Annotated in this window: 16 protein-coding genes; 11 read left to right on the forward strand and 5 right to left on the reverse strand. The window is 73.9% G+C overall.

All coding sequences use genetic code 11. The features are described from left to right. Positions 1-66: 66 nt before the first annotated feature. From rhaI to BMY04_RS06715, 7 genes are read left to right on the forward strand one after another with little or no spacing between them, the layout of a single operon-like run. The gene (gene rhaI / locus BMY04_RS06685; protein WP_091178334.1) at positions 67-1,233 is read left to right on the forward strand and encodes an L-rhamnose isomerase; all 1,167 of its coding nucleotides are present in this window, start codon (positions 67-69) and stop codon (positions 1,231-1,233) included. Further along, positions 1,233-3,272, forward strand: a complete 2,040-nt coding sequence (locus tag BMY04_RS06690; RefSeq protein ID WP_091178563.1) for a bifunctional aldolase/short-chain dehydrogenase — start codon at positions 1,233-1,235, stop codon at positions 3,270-3,272. Before rhaI ends, BMY04_RS06690 begins: the two co-directional genes overlap by 1 nt. Further along, positions 3,269-4,729: a rhamnulokinase gene (locus tag BMY04_RS06695; protein ID WP_232506148.1), complete on the forward strand. Its 1,461-nt coding sequence runs from the start codon at positions 3,269-3,271 to the stop codon at positions 4,727-4,729. Before BMY04_RS06690 ends, BMY04_RS06695 begins: the two co-directional genes overlap by 4 nt. A gap of 38 nt (positions 4,730-4,767) precedes the next feature. After that, positions 4,768-5,508 (forward strand): (Fe-S)-binding protein, encoded by a 741-nt coding sequence (locus tag BMY04_RS06700; protein ID WP_091178335.1) that lies wholly within the window; start codon positions 4,768-4,770, stop codon positions 5,506-5,508. An 8-nt stretch (positions 5,509-5,516) separates the two neighbouring features. Further along, a complete protein-coding gene (locus BMY04_RS06705) occupies positions 5,517-7,019 on the forward strand; it encodes a LutB/LldF family L-lactate oxidation iron-sulfur protein (protein ID WP_091178565.1) in 1,503 nt (500 codons plus the stop codon). Then, positions 7,016-7,684: a LutC/YkgG family protein gene (locus BMY04_RS06710; RefSeq protein ID WP_091178336.1), complete on the forward strand. Its 669-nt coding sequence runs from the start codon at positions 7,016-7,018 to the stop codon at positions 7,682-7,684. The genes BMY04_RS06705 and BMY04_RS06710 overlap by 4 nt, the downstream gene beginning before the upstream one ends. Beyond that, entirely contained in the window at positions 7,677-8,024 is a 348-nt protein-coding gene (locus BMY04_RS06715) for an L-rhamnose mutarotase (protein WP_091178337.1), read from the forward strand. Before BMY04_RS06710 ends, BMY04_RS06715 begins: the two co-directional genes overlap by 8 nt. A gap of 56 nt (positions 8,025-8,080) precedes the next feature. On the opposite strand, the gene BMY04_RS06720 is transcribed toward BMY04_RS06715, so the two are convergent. After that, the gene (locus BMY04_RS06720; protein ID WP_091178338.1) at positions 8,081-8,536 is read right to left on the reverse strand and encodes a MarR family winged helix-turn-helix transcriptional regulator; all 456 of its coding nucleotides are present in this window, start codon (positions 8,534-8,536) and stop codon (positions 8,081-8,083) included. Between the two features lie 64 nt (positions 8,537-8,600). On the opposite strand from BMY04_RS06720, the gene BMY04_RS06725 reads away from it, so the two are divergent. Continuing rightward, positions 8,601-8,969 (forward strand): VOC family protein, encoded by a 369-nt coding sequence (locus BMY04_RS06725; protein WP_091178339.1) that lies wholly within the window; start codon positions 8,601-8,603, stop codon positions 8,967-8,969. 48 nt (positions 8,970-9,017) lie between these two features. Here the strand turns inward: BMY04_RS06725 and BMY04_RS06730 are convergent, their stop codons facing one another. Genes BMY04_RS06730 through BMY04_RS06745 form a run of 4 tightly spaced genes read right to left on the reverse strand, consistent with a single transcriptional unit; the run spans position 9,018 to position 14,150 of the window. After that, positions 9,018-10,016 carry a glycosyltransferase family 4 protein gene (locus tag BMY04_RS06730; RefSeq protein ID WP_091178340.1) on the reverse strand — a complete coding sequence of 333 codons (999 nt, stop codon included), beginning with the start codon at positions 10,014-10,016 and terminating at the stop codon, positions 9,018-9,020. Between the two features lie 5 nt (positions 10,017-10,021). Beyond that, complete coding sequence (locus BMY04_RS06735) at positions 10,022-12,511, reverse strand: [protein-PII] uridylyltransferase (protein WP_269766205.1); 2,490 nt, start codon at positions 12,509-12,511, stop codon at positions 10,022-10,024. Continuing rightward, complete coding sequence (locus tag BMY04_RS06740) at positions 12,445-12,783, reverse strand: P-II family nitrogen regulator (protein ID WP_091073327.1); 339 nt, start codon at positions 12,781-12,783, stop codon at positions 12,445-12,447. Before BMY04_RS06740 ends, BMY04_RS06735 begins: the two co-directional genes overlap by 67 nt. Further along, positions 12,780-14,150 carry an ammonium transporter gene (locus BMY04_RS06745; protein ID WP_170854028.1) on the reverse strand — a complete coding sequence of 457 codons (1,371 nt, stop codon included), beginning with the start codon at positions 14,148-14,150 and terminating at the stop codon, positions 12,780-12,782. The genes BMY04_RS06740 and BMY04_RS06745 overlap by 4 nt, the downstream gene beginning before the upstream one ends. 301 nt (positions 14,151-14,451) lie before the next feature. Here BMY04_RS06745 and galE point away from each other — a divergent pair, with 301 nt between their 5' ends. The 3 genes from galE (at position 14,452) to BMY04_RS06765 (ending at position 16,458) form a co-directional block, all read left to right on the forward strand. Next, positions 14,452-15,432 carry a UDP-glucose 4-epimerase GalE gene (galE, locus tag BMY04_RS06755; RefSeq protein ID WP_091178344.1) on the forward strand — a complete coding sequence of 327 codons (981 nt, stop codon included), beginning with the start codon at positions 14,452-14,454 and terminating at the stop codon, positions 15,430-15,432. A gap of 67 nt (positions 15,433-15,499) precedes the next feature. Continuing rightward, complete coding sequence (locus BMY04_RS06760; RefSeq protein ID WP_198409966.1) at positions 15,500-15,862, forward strand: PRC-barrel domain-containing protein; 363 nt, start codon at positions 15,500-15,502, stop codon at positions 15,860-15,862. Between the two features lie 128 nt (positions 15,863-15,990). Beyond that, positions 15,991-16,458, forward strand: a complete 468-nt coding sequence (locus BMY04_RS06765; RefSeq protein WP_091178345.1) for a DUF2238 domain-containing protein — start codon at positions 15,991-15,993, stop codon at positions 16,456-16,458. Positions 16,459-16,764 lie beyond the last annotated feature (306 nt).

Consider the following 16,764-nt stretch of genomic DNA (forward strand, 5'->3'; position numbering starts at 1 on the left):
TCGTCATGGAACGTTTCAAGAACAGCGTGACCGCAGTGTCGCCCGCCACGAGAACGGACCCCTGAGATGACCACCTTCGCCGACATCGCGGACGCGCTGGCCGGGCAGGCCATCGAGCTGCCCTCCTGGGCGTTCGGCAACTCGGGCACCCGCTTCAAGGTCTTCGCCACGCCGGGCACCCCGCGCACGGTGCAGGAGAAGATCGCCGACGCGGCGAAGGTGCACGAGCTCACGGGCCTGGCGCCGACGGTGGCCCTGCACATCCCCTGGGACACCGTCGACGACTACGGCGCCCTGCGCGCGCACGCCGAGGACCACGGGGTGCGCCTCGGCACGATCAACTCCAACACGTTCCAGGACGACGCCTACAAGTTCGGCAGCCTGACCCACGTCGACGAGACCATCCGGCGCAAGGCGGTCGAGCACCACTTCGCCTGCATCGACGTCATGGACGCGACCGGCTCGCGCGACCTCAAGATCTGGCTGGCCGACGGCACGAACTACGCCGGGCAGGGCGACCTCCGCGGCCGCCAGGACCGGCTGGCCGAGAGCCTCGCGAGGATCTACGACCGGCTGTCGGGCGACCAGCGGATGGTGCTGGAGTACAAGTTCTTCGAGCCGGCGTTCTACCACACCGACGTCCCCGACTGGGGCACCTCGTACGCGCAGGTGAGCGCCCTCGGCGAGCGGGCGATGGTCTGCCTCGACACCGGCCACCACGCGCCGGGGACCAACATCGAGTTCATCGTCATGCAGCTGCTGCGGCTGGGGAAGCTCGGCTCGTTCGACTTCAACTCGCGCTACTACGCCGACGACGACCTGATCGTCGGATCGGCTGACCCGTTCCAGCTGTTCCGGATCCTCTACGAGGTCATCCGCGGCGGCGGCTTCGGCCCGGGCTCCGACGTCGCGTTCATGCTCGACCAGTGCCACAACGTCGAGGACAAGGTCCCCGGCCAGATCCGCTCGGTGCTCAACGTGCAGGAGATGACCGCGCGGGCCCTGCTCGTCGACCGCGACGCGCTGTCCAAGGCGCAGGCCGACGGCGACGTCCTCGGCGCGAACGGGATCCTCATGGACGCCTTCTACACCGACGTGCGGCCCGACCTGGCCGCCTGGCGCGAGTCGCGCGGCCTGCCCGCCGACCCGATGCACGCGTACGCCACCTCCGGCTACCAGCGCCGGATCGAGACCGATCGCGTCGGCGGCCAGCAGGCCGGCTGGGGGGCGTGATGATGATCAACCCGACCGTCGACGACCTGCTCGCGCGCAGCAACAGCCTGGGCGCGGAGAAGAAGAACACGAACTACGCCGGGGGCAACACCTCGGCGAAGGGCAGCGAGACCGACCCGGTGACGGGCCAGCCGGTCGAGCTGCTGTGGGTCAAGGGTTCCGGGGGCGACCTGGGGACGCTGACCGAGAAGGGCCTGGCCGTGCTGCGGCTCGACCGCCTGCGCGCGCTCGCCGACGTCTACCCGGGCGTCGAGCGCGAGGACGAGATGGTGGCGGCGTTCGACCACTGCCTCTTCGGCCGGGGCGGGGCGGCGCCGTCGATCGACACCGCGATGCACGGGCTCGTCGACGCGACCCACGTCGACCACCTGCACCCCGACTCCGGCATCGCCATCGCGACGGCGGCGGACGGCGAGCAGCTGACGAAGGACGTCTTCGGCGGGCGCGTCGTGTGGGTCCCGTGGCGCCGGCCCGGCTTCCAGCTCGGCCTCGACATCGCGGCGATCAAGGCGGCGAACCCGGACGCCGTCGGCTGCGTCCTCGGCGGGCACGGCATCACCGCCTGGGGCGACACCTCGGCGCAGGCCGAGGAGCGCTCCCGCTGGATCATCGACACCGCGGCGGCCTACCTCGCCGAGCACTCGAAGGCCGAGCCGTTCGGGCCCGCGCTGAACGGCTACGGCCCGCTGCCGGACGCCGAGCGCCGGGCGAGGGCCGTCGCCCTGGCCCCGACCCTGCGCTCGATCGCCGCGCACGACCAGCCCGTCGTCGGCCACTTCACCGACGACGCGGTGGTCCTCGACTTCCTGGCCTCCGCCGAGCACCCGCGGCTGGCCGCGCTCGGCACGAGCTGCCCCGACCACTTCCTGCGGACCAAGGTCAAACCGCTGGTCCTCGACCTGCCCGCCGACGCCGACCTGGAGACGGCGAAGGCCCGCCTGCTCGAGCTGCACGCGGCGTACCGGGCCGACTACCAGGCCTACTACGAGCGCCACGCGACGCCCGACAGCCCGCCGATCCGCGGGGCCGACCCGGCGATCGTCCTCGTGCCCGGCGTCGGGATGTTCTCCTACGGCCGTGACGCGCAGACCGCGCGCGTGGCGGGGGAGTTCTACGTCAACGCGATCAACGTCATGCGCGGCGCCGAGGGCGTGTCGATGTACGCGCCGATCGACGAGGCCGAGAAGTTCCGCATCGAGTACTGGGCGCTGGAGGAGGCCAAGCTCGCGCGGATGCCGAGGCCGAAGCCCCTCGCCACCCGCATCGCGCTGGTCACCGGCGCCGCCTCGGGCATCGGCAAGGCCATCGCCCACCGCCTCGCCGCGGAGGGGGCCTGCGTCGTCATCGCCGACCTCGACCTCGAGAAGGCGAGCGCCGCGGCCGCCGAGATCGGCGGGACCGATGTCGCCGTCGGCGTCCGCGCCGACGTGACCGACGAGGACGCCGTGCAGGCCGCGGTGGACGCCGCGGTCCTGGCCTTCGGCGGGCTCGACCTGGTGGTCAACAACGCCGGGCTGTCGCTCTCGAAGTCGCTGCTGGAGACGACGGTGAAGGACTGGGACCTGCAGCACGACGTCATGGCCCGAGGCTCGTTCCTCGTCTCGAGGGCGGCGGCCAAGGTGCTGATCGAGCAGGGCCTGGGCGGCGACATCGTCTACATCTCGTCCAAGAACTCGGTCTTCGCCGGCCCGAACAACATCGCCTACTCCGCGACCAAGGCCGACCAGGCCCACCAGGTCCGGCTGCTCGCCGCGGAGCTGGGGGAGCACGGGGTGAAGGTCAACGGGATCAACCCCGACGGGGTCGTGCGGGGCTCGGGGATCTTCGCCGGAGGGTGGGGCGCCAAGCGGGCCGCGGTCTACGGCGTGCCGGAGTCCGAGCTGGGCCAGTACTACGCGCAGCGCACGCTGCTCAAGCGCGAGGTGCTGCCCGAGCACGTCGCCAACGCGGTCTTCGTGCTGTGCTCCGCCGACCTCAGCCACACGACGGGCCTGCACGTCCCGGTCGACGCGGGCGTCGCCGCGGCGTTCCTGCGGTGAGCGGCGCCACCCCGGTCTTCGCCGCCGTCGACATCGGCGCGTCGAGCGGCCGGGTCATGGCCGGCCGCGTGGTGGCCGGCCGGGTGGTGCTCGAGGAGGTGCACCGCTTCGAGAACGGGGCTGTGCGCTCCGACGGGCACCTGCGCTGGGACCTCACGGGGCTCTTCGAGCAGGTCCTCGTCGGCCTGCGGGTGCTCGCCGAGCGCTTCGGCGGCGCCGCGAGCATCGGCATCGACACCTGGGCCGTCGACTACGGGCTCCTCGACGCCGAGGGCCGCCTGCTCGCCGAGCCGGTCGCCTACCGCGACGCCCGGACCGACGGGGTCGCCGCACGCGTCCACGAGCGGCTGCCCGCGGAGGACCTGTACGCGGTGAACGGCCTGCAGGAGCTGCCCTTCACCACGCTCTACCAGCTCGTCGCCGAACGGTCAGGGCCGCTCTGGCCGCGAGCGCGGCACGCGCTGCTGCTGCCGGACCTGCTCGCGTACTGGCTGAGCGGGCAGGCGCGGACGGAGGTGACGAACGCCTCGACCACCGGGCTGCTGGACGCCCGGACCCGCACCTTCGACGCCGGGCTGCTGCAGGCGCTCGAGCTCCCGGACGACCTGTTCCCCGCGCTCGTCCAGCCCGGGGAGACGCTCGCGACGATCACCGCCGAGGTCGCCGCCCGGACGGGGCTCGACCCGGGCACCCGCGTCGTCGCCGTCGGGTCGCACGACACCGCCTCCGCGGTGGTCGGGGTGCCCGCGCAGGGCCGCGACTTCGCGTACGTCTCCTCGGGCACCTGGTCGCTCGTCGGCGTCGAGCTGGACCAGCCCGTGCTGAGCGAGGCCAGCCGGGCGGCGAACTTCACCAACGAGGGCGGCGTCGACGGCCGCGTCCGCTACCTGCGCAACGTCGGCGGGCTGTGGCTGCTGCAGGAGTCGCTGCGCACCTGGCGCGAGCAGGGCGAGGCCGTCGACGTGGACGCGCTGCTGGAGCAGGCCGCGGCGCTGCCGTCCGGCGGGCCGGTGATGGACGTCGACGACGAGCGGTTCATCGCCCCCGGCGACCTGCCGGCGCGGATCCGGGACGCCTGCGTCCAGGCGGGGCGGCGCGCGCCGCAGGAGCCGGCCGCGGTCGCCCGGTGCGTGCTCGACTCGCTCGCCGTCGCGTACGCCCGCACCGTCGAGCAGGCGGTCGCGCTCTCCGGGGCCGAGGCCGAGGTGGTCCACGTCGTCGGGGGCGGTTCGCAGAACGCGCTGCTCTGCCAGCTCACAGCCGACCTGTCCGGCCTCCCGGTGCTGTCGGGCCCGGTCGAGGCGACAGCCCTCGGCAATGTCGTGGTGCAGGCCAGGGCCTCCGGCGTGCTGGACGGCGACCTGGAGGCGCTGCGCACCGCGCTGCGTGGCAGCGTGTCCCTGCGCCGGCACGCACCGCAACGGTCGGCCGCCGTGGCGGCGAAGGGATCAGCATGAGGTTCGCAGGGTGAGGTTCGCAGCGTGAGGATCGCAGCGTGAGGATCGGCTTGTTCGTCACCTGCCTGGCCGACGGGCTCTACCCCGACGTGGGACGCGCGACGGTCCGGGTGCTCGAGCGGCTCGGCCACACCGTCGAGTTCCCCGAGGCGCAGAGCTGCTGCGGGCAGATGCACGTCAACACGGGCTACCAGAAGCAGGCGGTCCCGCTCGTCGAGCGGTACGCCGACGTCTTCGCCGGCTACGACGCCGTGGTCGCCCCGTCCGGCTCGTGCGTCGGGTCGGTGCGCCACCAGCACGCGATGCTCGCCCGCCGCTTCGGCACGCCGGCGCTGCAGGCGCAGGTCGACGCGGTCGCCGCGAAGACGTACGAGCTGTCGGAGCTGCTGGTCGACGTGCTCGGCGTGACCGACGTGGGTGCGTACTTCCCGCACACCGTCACCTACCACCCGACCTGCCACTCCCTGCGGCTGCTGCGGGTGGGCGACAAGCCCACCCGGCTGCTGCGGGCGGTCGAGGGGCTCGAGCTCGTCGAGCTGACCGACGCGGACCAGTGCTGCGGCTTCGGCGGGACCTTCGCGCTCAAGAACGCCGACACCTCGACCGCGATGCTGGCCGACAAGATGCGCCACGTCCTCGACACCGGCGCGGAGGTCTGCAGCGCCGGCGACAGCTCGTGCCTGATGCACATCGGCGGCGGGCTGTCGCGGATCCGGGCCGGTGCCCGGACCCTGCACCTGGCCCAGATCCTGGCCTCGACGCGGGAGGAGGCGGCGTGAGTGCCGTGATGCTGGGGATGCCGGGAGCGCCGCCCACCTCGCCACGGGGCGTCGGGCACCTGCGCGGCGAGGAGTCGTTCCCCGCCGCGGCGCGCCACTCGCTGGCCGACACCCAGCTGCGCGCCAACCTCGGCCACGCGACCCGCACCATCCGGGGCAAGCGGGCGGCGGTCGTCGCCGAGCTGCCGGACTGGGAGGAGCTGCGCGAGGCGGGCCGTCAGCTCAAGGTCCACACGATGGCGCACCTGCCGGCGTACCTCGTCCAGCTCGAGGAGGCGGTGACCGCGCGCGGCGGCGTCGTGCACTGGGCGCGCGACGCGGCCGAGGCGAACGCGATCGTGGTCGACCTGGTGAGGGGGACCGGGTCCGACGAGGTCGTCAAGGTCAAGTCGATGGCCACGCAGGAGATCGCCCTCAACGAGGCGCTCGAGGCCGCCGGCATCGCCGCGTTCGAGACCGACCTGGCCGAGCTGATCGTCCAGCTCGGCCACGACAAGCCGAGCCACATCCTGGTGCCGGCGATCCACCGGAACCGGGCGGAGATCCGGGAGATCTTCCTGCGCGAGATGGGCGACGTCGACCCGGCGCTCAGCGACGACCCGGCCGCGCTGGCCAACGCCGCCCGGCTGCACCTGCGGCGCAAGTTCCTGTCGGCACGGGTGGCGGTCAGCGGCGCGAACTTCGCCGTCGCCGAGACCGGCACCCTGTCGGTCGTGGAGTCGGAGGGCAACGGGCGGATGTGCCTGACGCTCCCGCAGACCTTGATCACGGTGATGGGCATCGAGAAGGTCGTGCCCCGCTACCGCGACCTCGAGGTGTTCCTGCAGCTGCTGCCGCGCTCCAGCACCGGCGAGCGGATGAACCCGTACACCTCGCTGTGGACCGGGGTCACGCCCGGCGACGGGCCGCAGGAGTTCCACCTGGTGCTGCTCGACAACGGCCGCAGCGCGGTGCTGTCGGACGCCGAGGGCCGCGACGCGCTCAACTGCATCCGCTGCAGCGCCTGCCTGAACGTCTGCCCGGTCTACGAGCGGGCCGGCGGGCACGCGTACGGCTCGGTCTACCCCGGCCCGATCGGGGCGATCCTGTCGCCGCAGCTGACCGGGGTGGAGGACAACGCGTCGCTGCCGTACGCGTCGTCGCTCTGCGGCGCCTGCTACGACGTCTGCCCGGTCAAGATCAACATCCCCGACATCCTGGTCCACCTGCGCGCCGAGCACACCGAGGCGCAGGCCGCCGGGCGGCGGGTGCCGACGGCCGAGGCGGCGGCGATGCAGGCCGCGGCCGTGGTCATGCGCAGCCCGCGCCGCTGGCGGCTCGCGCTGCGCGGCGGGCGGCTGGGCCGGCTGCTCGGGCGCCGGCGCGGCGTCATCGGGGAGGTCCCGCTGCCCGTCCTCAAGCAGTGGACCGACGCCCGTGACCTGACCCGACCGCCGACGAGCACGTTCCGCGACTGGTGGGCGCGCGAGCACGGCGACGGGCAGCCCTCGGACGAGGGGGAGCGGCCGTGAGCGCGCGGGACGACGTCCTGGCCCGGATCGCCGACGCGCACCGCCTCGCCCCGTCACCGGATCTGCCGTACGACGCCGTGGAGCGCGCCTACCGCGGGGCGGAGGTTCCGGGACCGGACGCCGGAGCGCTGGTCGACCTGCTCGTCGACCGCCTGCTCGACTACAAGGCCCTGGTGCGGCGGACGACGCCCGACGGCCTCGCCGGCACCGTCGCGGAGGCGCTGCGCGAGCGCGGGGCGACCTCGCTCGTCGTGCCCGAGGGCGTCGACCCCGCCTGGCTCGCGTCCAGCGACGTGCGGGTCGTGGCCGACCCCGGGCCGGCCGGGCCGCTGACGGTCGACGCGCTCGACACGGCGGACGGCGTGCTGACCGGCTGCGCCCTCGCGGTCGCCGCGACCGGCACGCTGGTCCTCGACGGGACCGCGGGCCAGGGGCGCCGCGCGGTGACCCTCGTGCCGGACTACCACCTCTGCGTCGTCCGGGCCGACCAGGTCGTCGCGGACGTCCCGCAGGCGGTCGCGGGGCTCGAGCCGACACGGCCGACGACCATGATCAGCGGCCCGAGCGCGACCAGCGACATCGAGCTGAACCGCGTCGAGGGCGTCCACGGCCCGCGGACGCTCGAGGTGGTGCTGGTCGAGGACGCCGGGCCGGACCGTGGCTGAGTACTGCCTCGTCGGGCACGTCGACCCGGCGCGGCTGGACGAGTACCGCGAGGTCCACGCCCGGGTGTGGCCGGAGCTGCTGGTCGCCCTGCGCGACGCCGGGTGGCGGCGCTACTCGCTCTTCCTGCGCGACGACGGGACGCTGATCGGCTACGTCGAGGCCGACGACCTCGACGAGGCCCAGGCCAGGGTCGCCGGGACCGAGGTCAACCGCCGCTGGCAGGCCGCGATGGCCGAGCTGTTCGCGACCGACGGGGCCCCCGACGAGGCGTGGGAGCGGGTGCCGCAGGTGTTCCAGCTCGAGCGCCAGCTGGCACAGGCCGAGCAGCCCGCGACGTAGGCGTCCGGCCGCAGGGCCACCGAGGTCCGCCCATCGGGTGCGGAAGGCGCGGTCGGTCAGGGCTCTCGCGGCTGCCGCAGGGCGCTGACCATGCTCCGCAGCGCCCGGAGCGCTGTGGCCTGCTCCTCGGCGCCCAGGTCGGCGGTCATGCGGATCTCCACCGCGCGCACCGCGCGCGTCGCCGCCGCCAGGCTCCGCCGGCCGAGCGGGGTGAGGCGCGTGGGCAGCGCCTTGCCGACCGGGGCCTCCGCCGGGCGGGTCACGTAGCCCTCGCGCTCCAGCGCCTGCAGGAGCACGTTCATCGACTGGCGCGTCACGAAGGCGCCGCGCGCGAGGTCGGAGTTCGACAGGCCCGGCCGCTGGGCCAGCAGCTCCAGGCACGAGTAGCGGGTCACGCTCAGCCCGAGGGGGCGCAGGACCTCCTCCATCTCCGCCCGCAGCGCGCTCGCCGCCTCCTTGAGGAGGTAGCCCAGGGAGGTCTCGAGGTCGATCCCGTCCGCGCCTTGACCCATGTCAGCATCCTGACATACGGTGGATCGTGTCAGAGAGACTGACACCTATGGTCAAGGAGCTCACGTGCCCGTCACCGGTCCCGACTTCATCTCCCTGCAGGCGTCCGACCTGGCCGCCTCGCAGGCCTTCTACGAGCGCTATCTCGGGCTCGTCCGCTCGCCGGCCGGGCCGCCGCACGCGGTCGTCTTCGACACGAAGCCGGTCGCGTTCGCGCTGCGCGACGTCGTGCCCGGCACCGACCTCGCCGTGGTCGAGCAGCCGGGGATCGGCGCGGCGATCTGGCTGCACGCCACCGACGTCCAGGCGATCCACGACGCCCTGGTCGCCGACGGGCACCTCGTCGTGGCCGCGCCGGTCGACGGCCCGTTCGGGCGGACCTTCACCTTCGCCGACCCCGACGGCTACCGGATCACGCTGCACGACCGCGCCTGAGCCGCGCGACGACGAGCAGCCGGTGCGGCCTCCGCCTCGCCCACGCCGTCAGCCCGTCTTGGTGAACGCCGGCGGCATCTTGTCGAGCCAGCGGCTGGGGTGGACCGCGGTGGCCGCGGAACCGGGCGTGCGGCGTACGGCCTCGAGCGCGGCGAGCAGGGCGGGGGCGACGGCGGCGGGGGAGTAGCGCTCCAGCGCCCAGGCGCGGTTGGCGGCGGCGAGCTCGTCGTGGCGGGCGGTGTCCGCGAGCACCGCGGCGACCCGGTCGACGACGAGCAGAGGCCGCTGCTCCGGAACCCGCCACGCCCCGGGAGCGTCGAACAGCTCGGCCCCGCCGCCCCCGTCGTAGCCGACGACGAGGCAGCCCGACAGCATCGCCTCCACGACCGGCAGGCCGAAGCTGTCGGTGTGCGACAGGGCGACGAAGACCCGCGCCTCCGCGAGCGTGCGGACCACCTCGGCGCGCGGCAGGTCGGCGATCACGCGGACGGGCTGCCCGGCCGTGCGGGGGTCGACCTCGAGCAGGCGCTCGAGCAGCCGGCCCTCGTGCGGGCGCTTCTTGGGCAGCAGCGCGAGCCCGGCCTTCGTCGCCGACGGGGTGAAGAGGGCGGGGTCGACGGGCGGCGGCACCCGGTGCACGACGAGGTCGGGGTGCAGGGCGCCGAGCACGGCGACGGACTCGCGCGAGACGGTCCAGACCGACGGCGCCGGGTCCCAGCCCGGGTAGGTCGAGGCCGGGGCGTCCCACGTCGCGTACGTGTAGAAGTGGTTCTGGTTGAACACCACCGTGCGCGCGCCCGGGGCCGGGTCGACGCCGGGCACCACGGGTGCCTCGGGGTAGACGACGACGTCTGAGGACCCGATCTCGAGCGTCGCCCCCGAGACCACCGGCACGTCACCCATCCAGCCGGGGACCTCCTCGGCCGGGAGCCAGAGCGACGCCTCGACGCCCGCCGCCCGCAGCAGCTCGATGTGGCGCAGGTGCACCTCGACGCCGCCGCTCAGGCGCTGGGTGGCGAAGCTCGCGTAGACGACCCGTCCGGACACGACGGTCAGTCTCGCGCGACCCGCTCCTCGGTCTCCGCCCGGGCGGCGGCGGCGAGCGCGTCCAGCGCCTCGCGGTCGCGTCCCGGCCCCGGACGGCGGCCGTCGGGTTCCGTGACGTAGAAGGTGTCGATGGCCTGCCCGGCCAGCGTCGCGACGTGGGCCGAACGGATCGAGAGCCCGGCGGCGCTCAGCGAGGCGCCGAGCGCCCACAGCAGGCCAGACCGGTCGCCCGTGCGGACCTCCAGCACCGACGCGGACTCGCTCGCGTCGCCGACCGCCTCGACGTGCACCTGCGCGGGCTCGGGGTGGGCGCGGGACTCGCGGCGGCGCACGGGCTCGAGCGCGCCCCGGTCGCCCGTCGCGAGCCGTTCGAGCTGCTGGACGAGGAAGGCCGCGTCCGGCACGTCGACCACGCGCTCCTTGTCGACGCGCCAGGTGTTGACCGCGACGGGGCCGGAGTCCAGGTCGACGGTGTGCAGCACGGCGGCGCGCACGGCCACGCCGGAGGCGGCCAGCAGGCCGGCGGTGTCGCTGAACAGACCGAGCCGGTCCGGCGCGGCCACGAGCAGCTCGACGCCGCCGGGCCGGGCCTCGACCCGGACGCGCGCGCGGCCGTCGAGCGCCACCGAGCGGGCCAGCCCGACGTCGACCATGCTCGCCAGGTCGGGCCGGGCGGCCGGGCGGCCGTCGACGAGCATCCCGCCGACGTGGTCGGCGAGGGCGTTGATCAGCGACGCCCGCCAGGGTGACCAGGCGGCGGGTCCGGCGGCCCGCGCGTCGGCGGCGGTGAGGAAGCGGAGCAGCTCGAGCACGTCGCCGCGACCCTCGACCGCGGCGACGAGGGCGTCCTGGGTGCGCGGGTCGGCGTGGTCGCGGCGCGTCGCCAGCTCGGCCAGCGTCAGGTGCTCGCGCACGAGCAGCTCGACGACGGCCACGTCGGGGGCGGTCATCCCCATCCGGTCGGCGACCTCGCGGGCGATCGGCGCTCCCACGGCGGGGTGGGCGGCGCCGGCACCCGGCAGCTTGCCGATGTCGTGCAGCAGGGCGGCGACCAGGAGCAGGTCGGGGCGCTCCACCGACGTCAGGTGGCGGTGGGCCTCGACGACGGTCTGCACCGAGTGCCGGTCGACGGTGTGGCGGTGCAGCGGGTTGTGCTGGGGCCGCGCCCGGATGCCGGCCCACTCCGGCAGCCAGCACGTGATGGCGCCGGCCAGGTCGAGCGCCTCCCACACGGCCAGCAGGGCTGGCCCGGCGGAGAGCATGCCGAGCAGCGCCTCGCGGGCGGGTTCGGGCCACGGGTCGGGCAGCGGGCTGACCCGGGCCCCGATGTTGTCGGCGGTGACGGGGGCGAGCGTGAGCCCCTCGCGGGCGGCGAGCGCGCCGGCACGGAGGCCGACCAGCGGGTCGTCGGCGACGTCGGCGCTGGTGAGCCCGACCTCCTGGCTGCCGGGTGGGCCGGACACGATCAGGCCGTGCCCGGCGACGCGGTACTCGGGCCCGCGCTCGCGCCGGGCGAAGCCGAGGACGCGGCGTACGGGGACCGCCTGGCGCGCCGCGCGGGCGGTCAGGTCGACGGCGTGGGCGACGCGGCGGGCGGCGAGGCTGACCTCGCGGCGCAGGTCGTCGGGCTCGGAGTGGCCGAGCATCCGGGCCACCTCGTCGACCTCGGCGGCCAGGAGCCGGTCGAGGGGGCGCCCGGAGGCCACGTGCAGGGCGTCGCGCACGTCGAGCAGGCGGCCGTACGGCGCCTCGACACCGGCGTGCGGCCGGTCGGTGAGCCACGTCGCGGCGAGGGCGCGGAGCATGGTCATGTCCCTGAACCCGCCCCGCGCCTCCTTGAGGTCGGGCTCGAGCAGGTAGGCCGCGTCCCCGGCGCTGGACCAGCGCTCCTCGAGGGCGTCGAGCAGCTCGGGCAGCCGGCGGCGGGCGTTGGTGCGCCAGGCGCCGAGCAGGGCGGTGCGGGCGCCGCTGACGAGGTCGGCGTCCCCGGCCACCACCCGCAGGTCGAGCAGCCCCACGCCGGCGCTCAGCTCCTGGCCGGCGACAGCGGTGCACTCGGCCGGCGTCCGGACGGCGTGGTCCATCTTGACCCTGGCGTCCCACAGCGGGTACCAGAGGCGCTCGCTGAGCGCGTCCAGCCCGCCGGCCGCTCGGGAGAGCCGGCCGTCGTGGAGCAGGACGAGGTCGAGGTCGGAGCGGGGTCCGAGCTCGCGACGGGCGAGGCTGCCGACGCAGGCGAGCGCGACGCCCGACGCGGGGGCGCCCGAGGCGGCGAAGAGGGCGACCAGGCCGGCCTCGACCCGCGCGGTCATCGAACGCCGGCGGTCCGGCCCTGCCTGGGGCTCCCAGGAGGACCGGACCGCGACGTCGAGCCGTTGCTCGGTGAGCGTGGACCTCAGGTCGAGGCCCAGCCGCTCGAGGTGGTCGGTCAGAGGGCGTCGGCCCCGCGCTCGCCGGTGCGGACGCGGACGACGTCGTCGACCGGCACCGACCAGACCTTGCCGTCGCCGATGCGGCCGGTGCGGGCGCTCTTGACGAGCACGTCGACGATGTCGGTCGCGTCGTCGTCGCTCACGAGGACCTCGAGGCGCACCTTCGGCACCAGGTCGACGGTGTACTCCGCGCCCCGGTAGACCTCGGTGTGGCCGCGCTGGCGGCCGAAGCCGCTGGCCTCGCTGACGGTCATGCCCTCGACGCCGAACGACTCCAGGGCGCTCTTCACCTCGTCGAGCATGTGGGGCTTGATGATCGCGGTCACGAGCTTCACGCGTTGACCTCCTTCTCAGCGGACTTGTCGGCGGACTCGGTGCGGTGGGCCAGCGTGGAGCCCAGCGCGCCGGTGGAGCGGAGGGTCCCGGCGAGGTTGCCGAGGTCGTACGCGGTCTCGGCGTGCTCGACGCTGTCGACGCCCTCGAGCTCCTGGTCCTCCGGTACCCGGAACCCGACGGTCTTCTCCAGCACGAGGCCGATGACCAGGGTGAGGACGAAGCTGAAGACGAGCACGGCGAGCGCGCCCACGACTTGGCGCCACAGCTGGTCGACGCCGCCGCCGTAGAAGAGGCCGTCGACACCCGCCGGGGCGGCGGAGGTGGCGAAGAAGCCCACGGCGATGGTGCCCCAGAGGCCGCCGACGAGGTGGACGCCGACGACGTCGAGCGAGTCGTCGACGTTCAGCTTGTACTTCAGGCCGACGGCCAGGGCGCACAGCGCACCGGCGATCGCGCCGAGGAAGATCGCGCCGACCGGGCTCACCGAGGAGCAGGACGGGGTGATGGCGACGAGGCCCGCGACGATGCCGGACGCGGCGCCCAGCGAGGTGGCGTGCCCGTCGCGGATGCGCTCGGTGATGAGCCAGGCCAGCGCGGCGGCGCCGGTGGCGACCATCGTGTTGACCCAGACGACCGAGGCGGAGTTGCCGGCGGTGAGGGCGGAGCCGGCGTTGAAGCCGAACCAGCCGAACCACAGCAGCCCGGCGCCGAGCATGACCAGCGTCAGGTTGTGCGGGCGCATCGGGTCGCGCTTCCAGCCGGCGCGGCGGCCGAGCACGATCGCCAGCGCCAGGCCCGCGACACCGGCGTTGATGTGGACCGCGGTGCCACCGGCGAAGTCGATGGCCTTGAGGTTGTTGGCGATCCAGCCGCCGACGTGGGAGACGGTCCCGTCGTCCTCGGTCACGCTGAAGTCGAAGACCCAGTGCGCGACGGGGAAGTAGACGATCGTCGCCCAGACGACCGTGAAGATCATCCAGGTGCCCCACTTGGCGCGGTCGGCGATGGCGCCGGAGATCAGCGCGACGGTGATGATCGCGAAGACGGCCTGGAAGCCGACGAAGGCCATCGTCGGCAGGCTCGAGCCGGTGTCCTCCATGAGGCCCTTGAGGCCGAAGTACTGGCCCGGGTTGCCCAGCAGCCCCGCGCCGACGTCGTCGCCGAAGGCCATCGAGTAGCCCCAGAGGACCCAGACGACCGAGATCGAGGCCAGGGCCCCGAAGCTCATCATCATCATGTTGAGCACGGTCTTCGCCCGCACCATGCCGCCGTAGAACAGCGCCAGGCCCGGGGTCATCAGCAGCACCAGCGCGGCTGAGGTGAGGATCCAGGCGGTGTCGCCGGAGTTCACGTCGAGTGGAGTCATGCTTGCTTCTTCCTGCAGTGAGGACGAGACGGACTGGGACGGACTGCTGCCGGGGGACCTGCCCGCGCGCCGGTGGCGGGCGCAGGCGAGGATTGCGATCAGAACTCTGCTGGTCCCGTGTTGCACCGGCGGTGCGGTCGGTTACGGCGGCATGACAGTTCTCACGGGTTCGTGACGGCCACGTTTCACGTGTGAGGTCGCGGCCGCCGGACCGGCGGACTCGGTCGCGGCGGGGTGGCGGCAGGGTCGCGGCGGGGTGGCGGCGCGTACGGGGAGAGCGGACGAGGAGGAGGCGGGGAGCATGACCTGGCTGGTGACCGGAGGGGCGGGCTACATCGGCTCGCACGTGGTGCGGGCGTTCCGCGAGGCCGGTGAGCAGGTCGTCGTCATCGACTCCCTGAGCAGCGGGCACCCCGAGTTCGTGCCCGACGACGTGCCCTTCGTGCGCGGCACGCTCCTCGACGGCGACCTCGTGCGGCACACGCTGCGCGACCACGACGTCACCGGCGTGGTGCACCTCGCCGGCTTCAAGTACGCCGGGGTCTCGGTGAGCAGGCCGCTGCTGACCTACCAGCAGAACGTCACCGGCACCGCGACGCTGCTCGAGCAGATGGACGCCGCGGGCGTCTCCCGGCTGGTGTTCTCCAGCTCCGCCGCGACGTACGGGACCCCCGACGTCGACCTCGTGACCGAGCAGACCCCGACGCACCCGGAGTCGCCGTACGGGGAGAGCAAGCTCATCGGGGAGTGGCTGATCGCCGACCAGGCCCGCGCGGCGGAGCTGGCGGGGCGGGTGCTCACGCACACCTCGCTGCGCTACTTCAACGTCGTGGGCTCCGCGACGCCCGATCTCTACGACACGAGCCCGCACAACCTCTTCCCGCTGGTGCTGGGGATGCTGCAGCGCGGCGAGACGCCGAAGATCAACGGCGACGACTACCCGACGCCGGACGGCACCTGCGTGCGCGACTACGTGCACGTGGCCGACCTCGCCCACTCCCACGTCGTGGCGGCGAAGGCGCTCGAGGAGGGTCGCCCGCTCGAGGCCGTCTACAACCTCGGCAGCGGCGACGGCGTCTCGGTGCGCCAGATCATGGACGTGGCCGCCGAGGTCACCGGCATCGACTTCACCCCCGAGGTCACCGCGCGGCGGCCCGGCGACCCGGCGCGCATCGTCGCCTCCGGCGAGCTGGCGGCGCGCGACATGGGGTGGGAGATGCGGCACTCGCTGCGCGACATGGTCGCGAGTGCCTGGGAGGCGCAGACGCGGCACTCCGGTTGAGCATCAGCTCGCCCACTAGGCTCGACGCGGGTCGTGCCACTGCGGTGCGCCAGCGAGGAGGAACAGCGTGAGCGGCAGCGTGGTCGAGGTCGGCGACATCCGGGACTGGCAGGGTCAGTCGGTGGTCGACGCCGAGGGCTCCAAGATCGGCTCGCTCGAGGGCGTCTACTTCGACACCTCCAGCGACCAGCCCGTGTTCGCCAGCGTGAAGCGTGGCCTCCCCGCCAAGCTCGTCTTCGTGCCGCTGGTCGGCGCCAAGGTCAGCCCCAACCAGGTCCGGGTGACCACCGACAAGAAGACGGCCAAGGACGCTCCCTCGATCGACACCGACGGCGAGCTGACCTCCGAGCTGGAGCCCACGCTCTACAGCCACTACGGCCTGCCCTACGAGCGCGGCGCGAGCGGCGAGCGTCGCCTCGGCCGCCGCTGACGCCCTCGCGGCGGGTCCTGCCCGCCCTCGACCTGCTGGCCAAGCTTGCGCTGGTCGTCCTGCTGCTCGTCGCGCTGGTCCACCCGGACCTGTCGAACCTCAAGGCCAAGGGTGCCGGGGCGCGGCTCGTGGTCTACCCGCTCGGCGCGCTCGCCGTCCCCCTCTGGTGGTGGCGGCGGGGACGCCGGGCGTGGGCCGGGCGGACGTTCCCGTGGGGCGCCGACCTGCTCGTCACCCTGCCGTGGCTGTCGGACCTGACCGGCAACCGGCTGAACTTCTTCGACACCGTCACGTGGTGGGACGACGTCAGCCACTTCGCGCACTGGGCGCTGCTCACCGCCGGCGTCCTGCTGGCCTGGGCGCCCGGCCGGCGGACCGGCCCGGGGGTGGTCGTCATGGTCGGGCTCGGCTTCGGCGCGACCGCCGCCGTGCTGTGGGAGCTGGGGGAGTACGCGGCGTTCCTGCGCACTCTGCCGACCTACCAGCTCGTCTACCCCGACACCCTCGGCGACCTCACGCTGGGCACGAGCGGTTCGCTGCTCGCCGGGCTGCTGGTCGCCGCCTGGCGCCGAGCGCGCCGACCCGTACGTGAGTGAGAACGCTCCCTGAGCCTGTCGAAGGGGGCCTCGAAGAGGTCAGCGTCCTGGCCGGGCAGGGACCGCCAACCCCTCCGGGGCCCTTCGACAGGCTCAGGGAGCGTCGCGCGTGGCCCTTCGACAGGCTCAGGGAGCGTCGCTCGTGGCCCTTCGACAGGCTCGGGGAGCGTTCCTCCGGGAACCGGGGAGACGCCCGGGTCTAGACTGGACGCATGTCCGGGACGCTCCTGCTTACCTAGCCGCGCGGCGACCGTCGCGCGGCTGCCCCTCGTGCCCGTCGGCACAGGGGTTTTTTCATGCCCGGAG

Source organism: Microlunatus flavus (genome assembly GCF_900110855.1).
Classification (GTDB): Bacteria; Actinomycetota; Actinomycetes; order Propionibacteriales; family Propionibacteriaceae; genus Microlunatus; species Microlunatus flavus.

What these genes read in the sequence shown, in the direction of transcription:
- rhaI (WP_091178334.1), top strand. Translation starts at nt 67, where the DNA reads ATGACCACCTTCGCCGACATCGCGGACGCGCTGGCCGGGCAGGCCATC.
- BMY04_RS06720 (WP_091178338.1), bottom strand. Translation starts at nt 8,536, where the DNA reads ATGGGTCAAGGCGCGGACGGGATCGACCTCGAGACCTCCCTGGGCTAC.
- BMY04_RS06745 (WP_170854028.1), bottom strand. Translation starts at nt 14,150, where the DNA reads ATGACTCCACTCGACGTGAACTCCGGCGACACCGCCTGGATCCTCACC.
- galE (WP_091178344.1), top strand. Translation starts at nt 14,452, where the DNA reads ATGACCTGGCTGGTGACCGGAGGGGCGGGCTACATCGGCTCGCACGTG.
- BMY04_RS06690 (WP_091178563.1), top strand. Translation starts at nt 1,233, where the DNA reads ATGATGATCAACCCGACCGTCGACGACCTGCTCGCGCGCAGCAACAGC.
- BMY04_RS06705 (WP_091178565.1), top strand. Translation starts at nt 5,517, where the DNA reads ATGCTGGGGATGCCGGGAGCGCCGCCCACCTCGCCACGGGGCGTCGGG.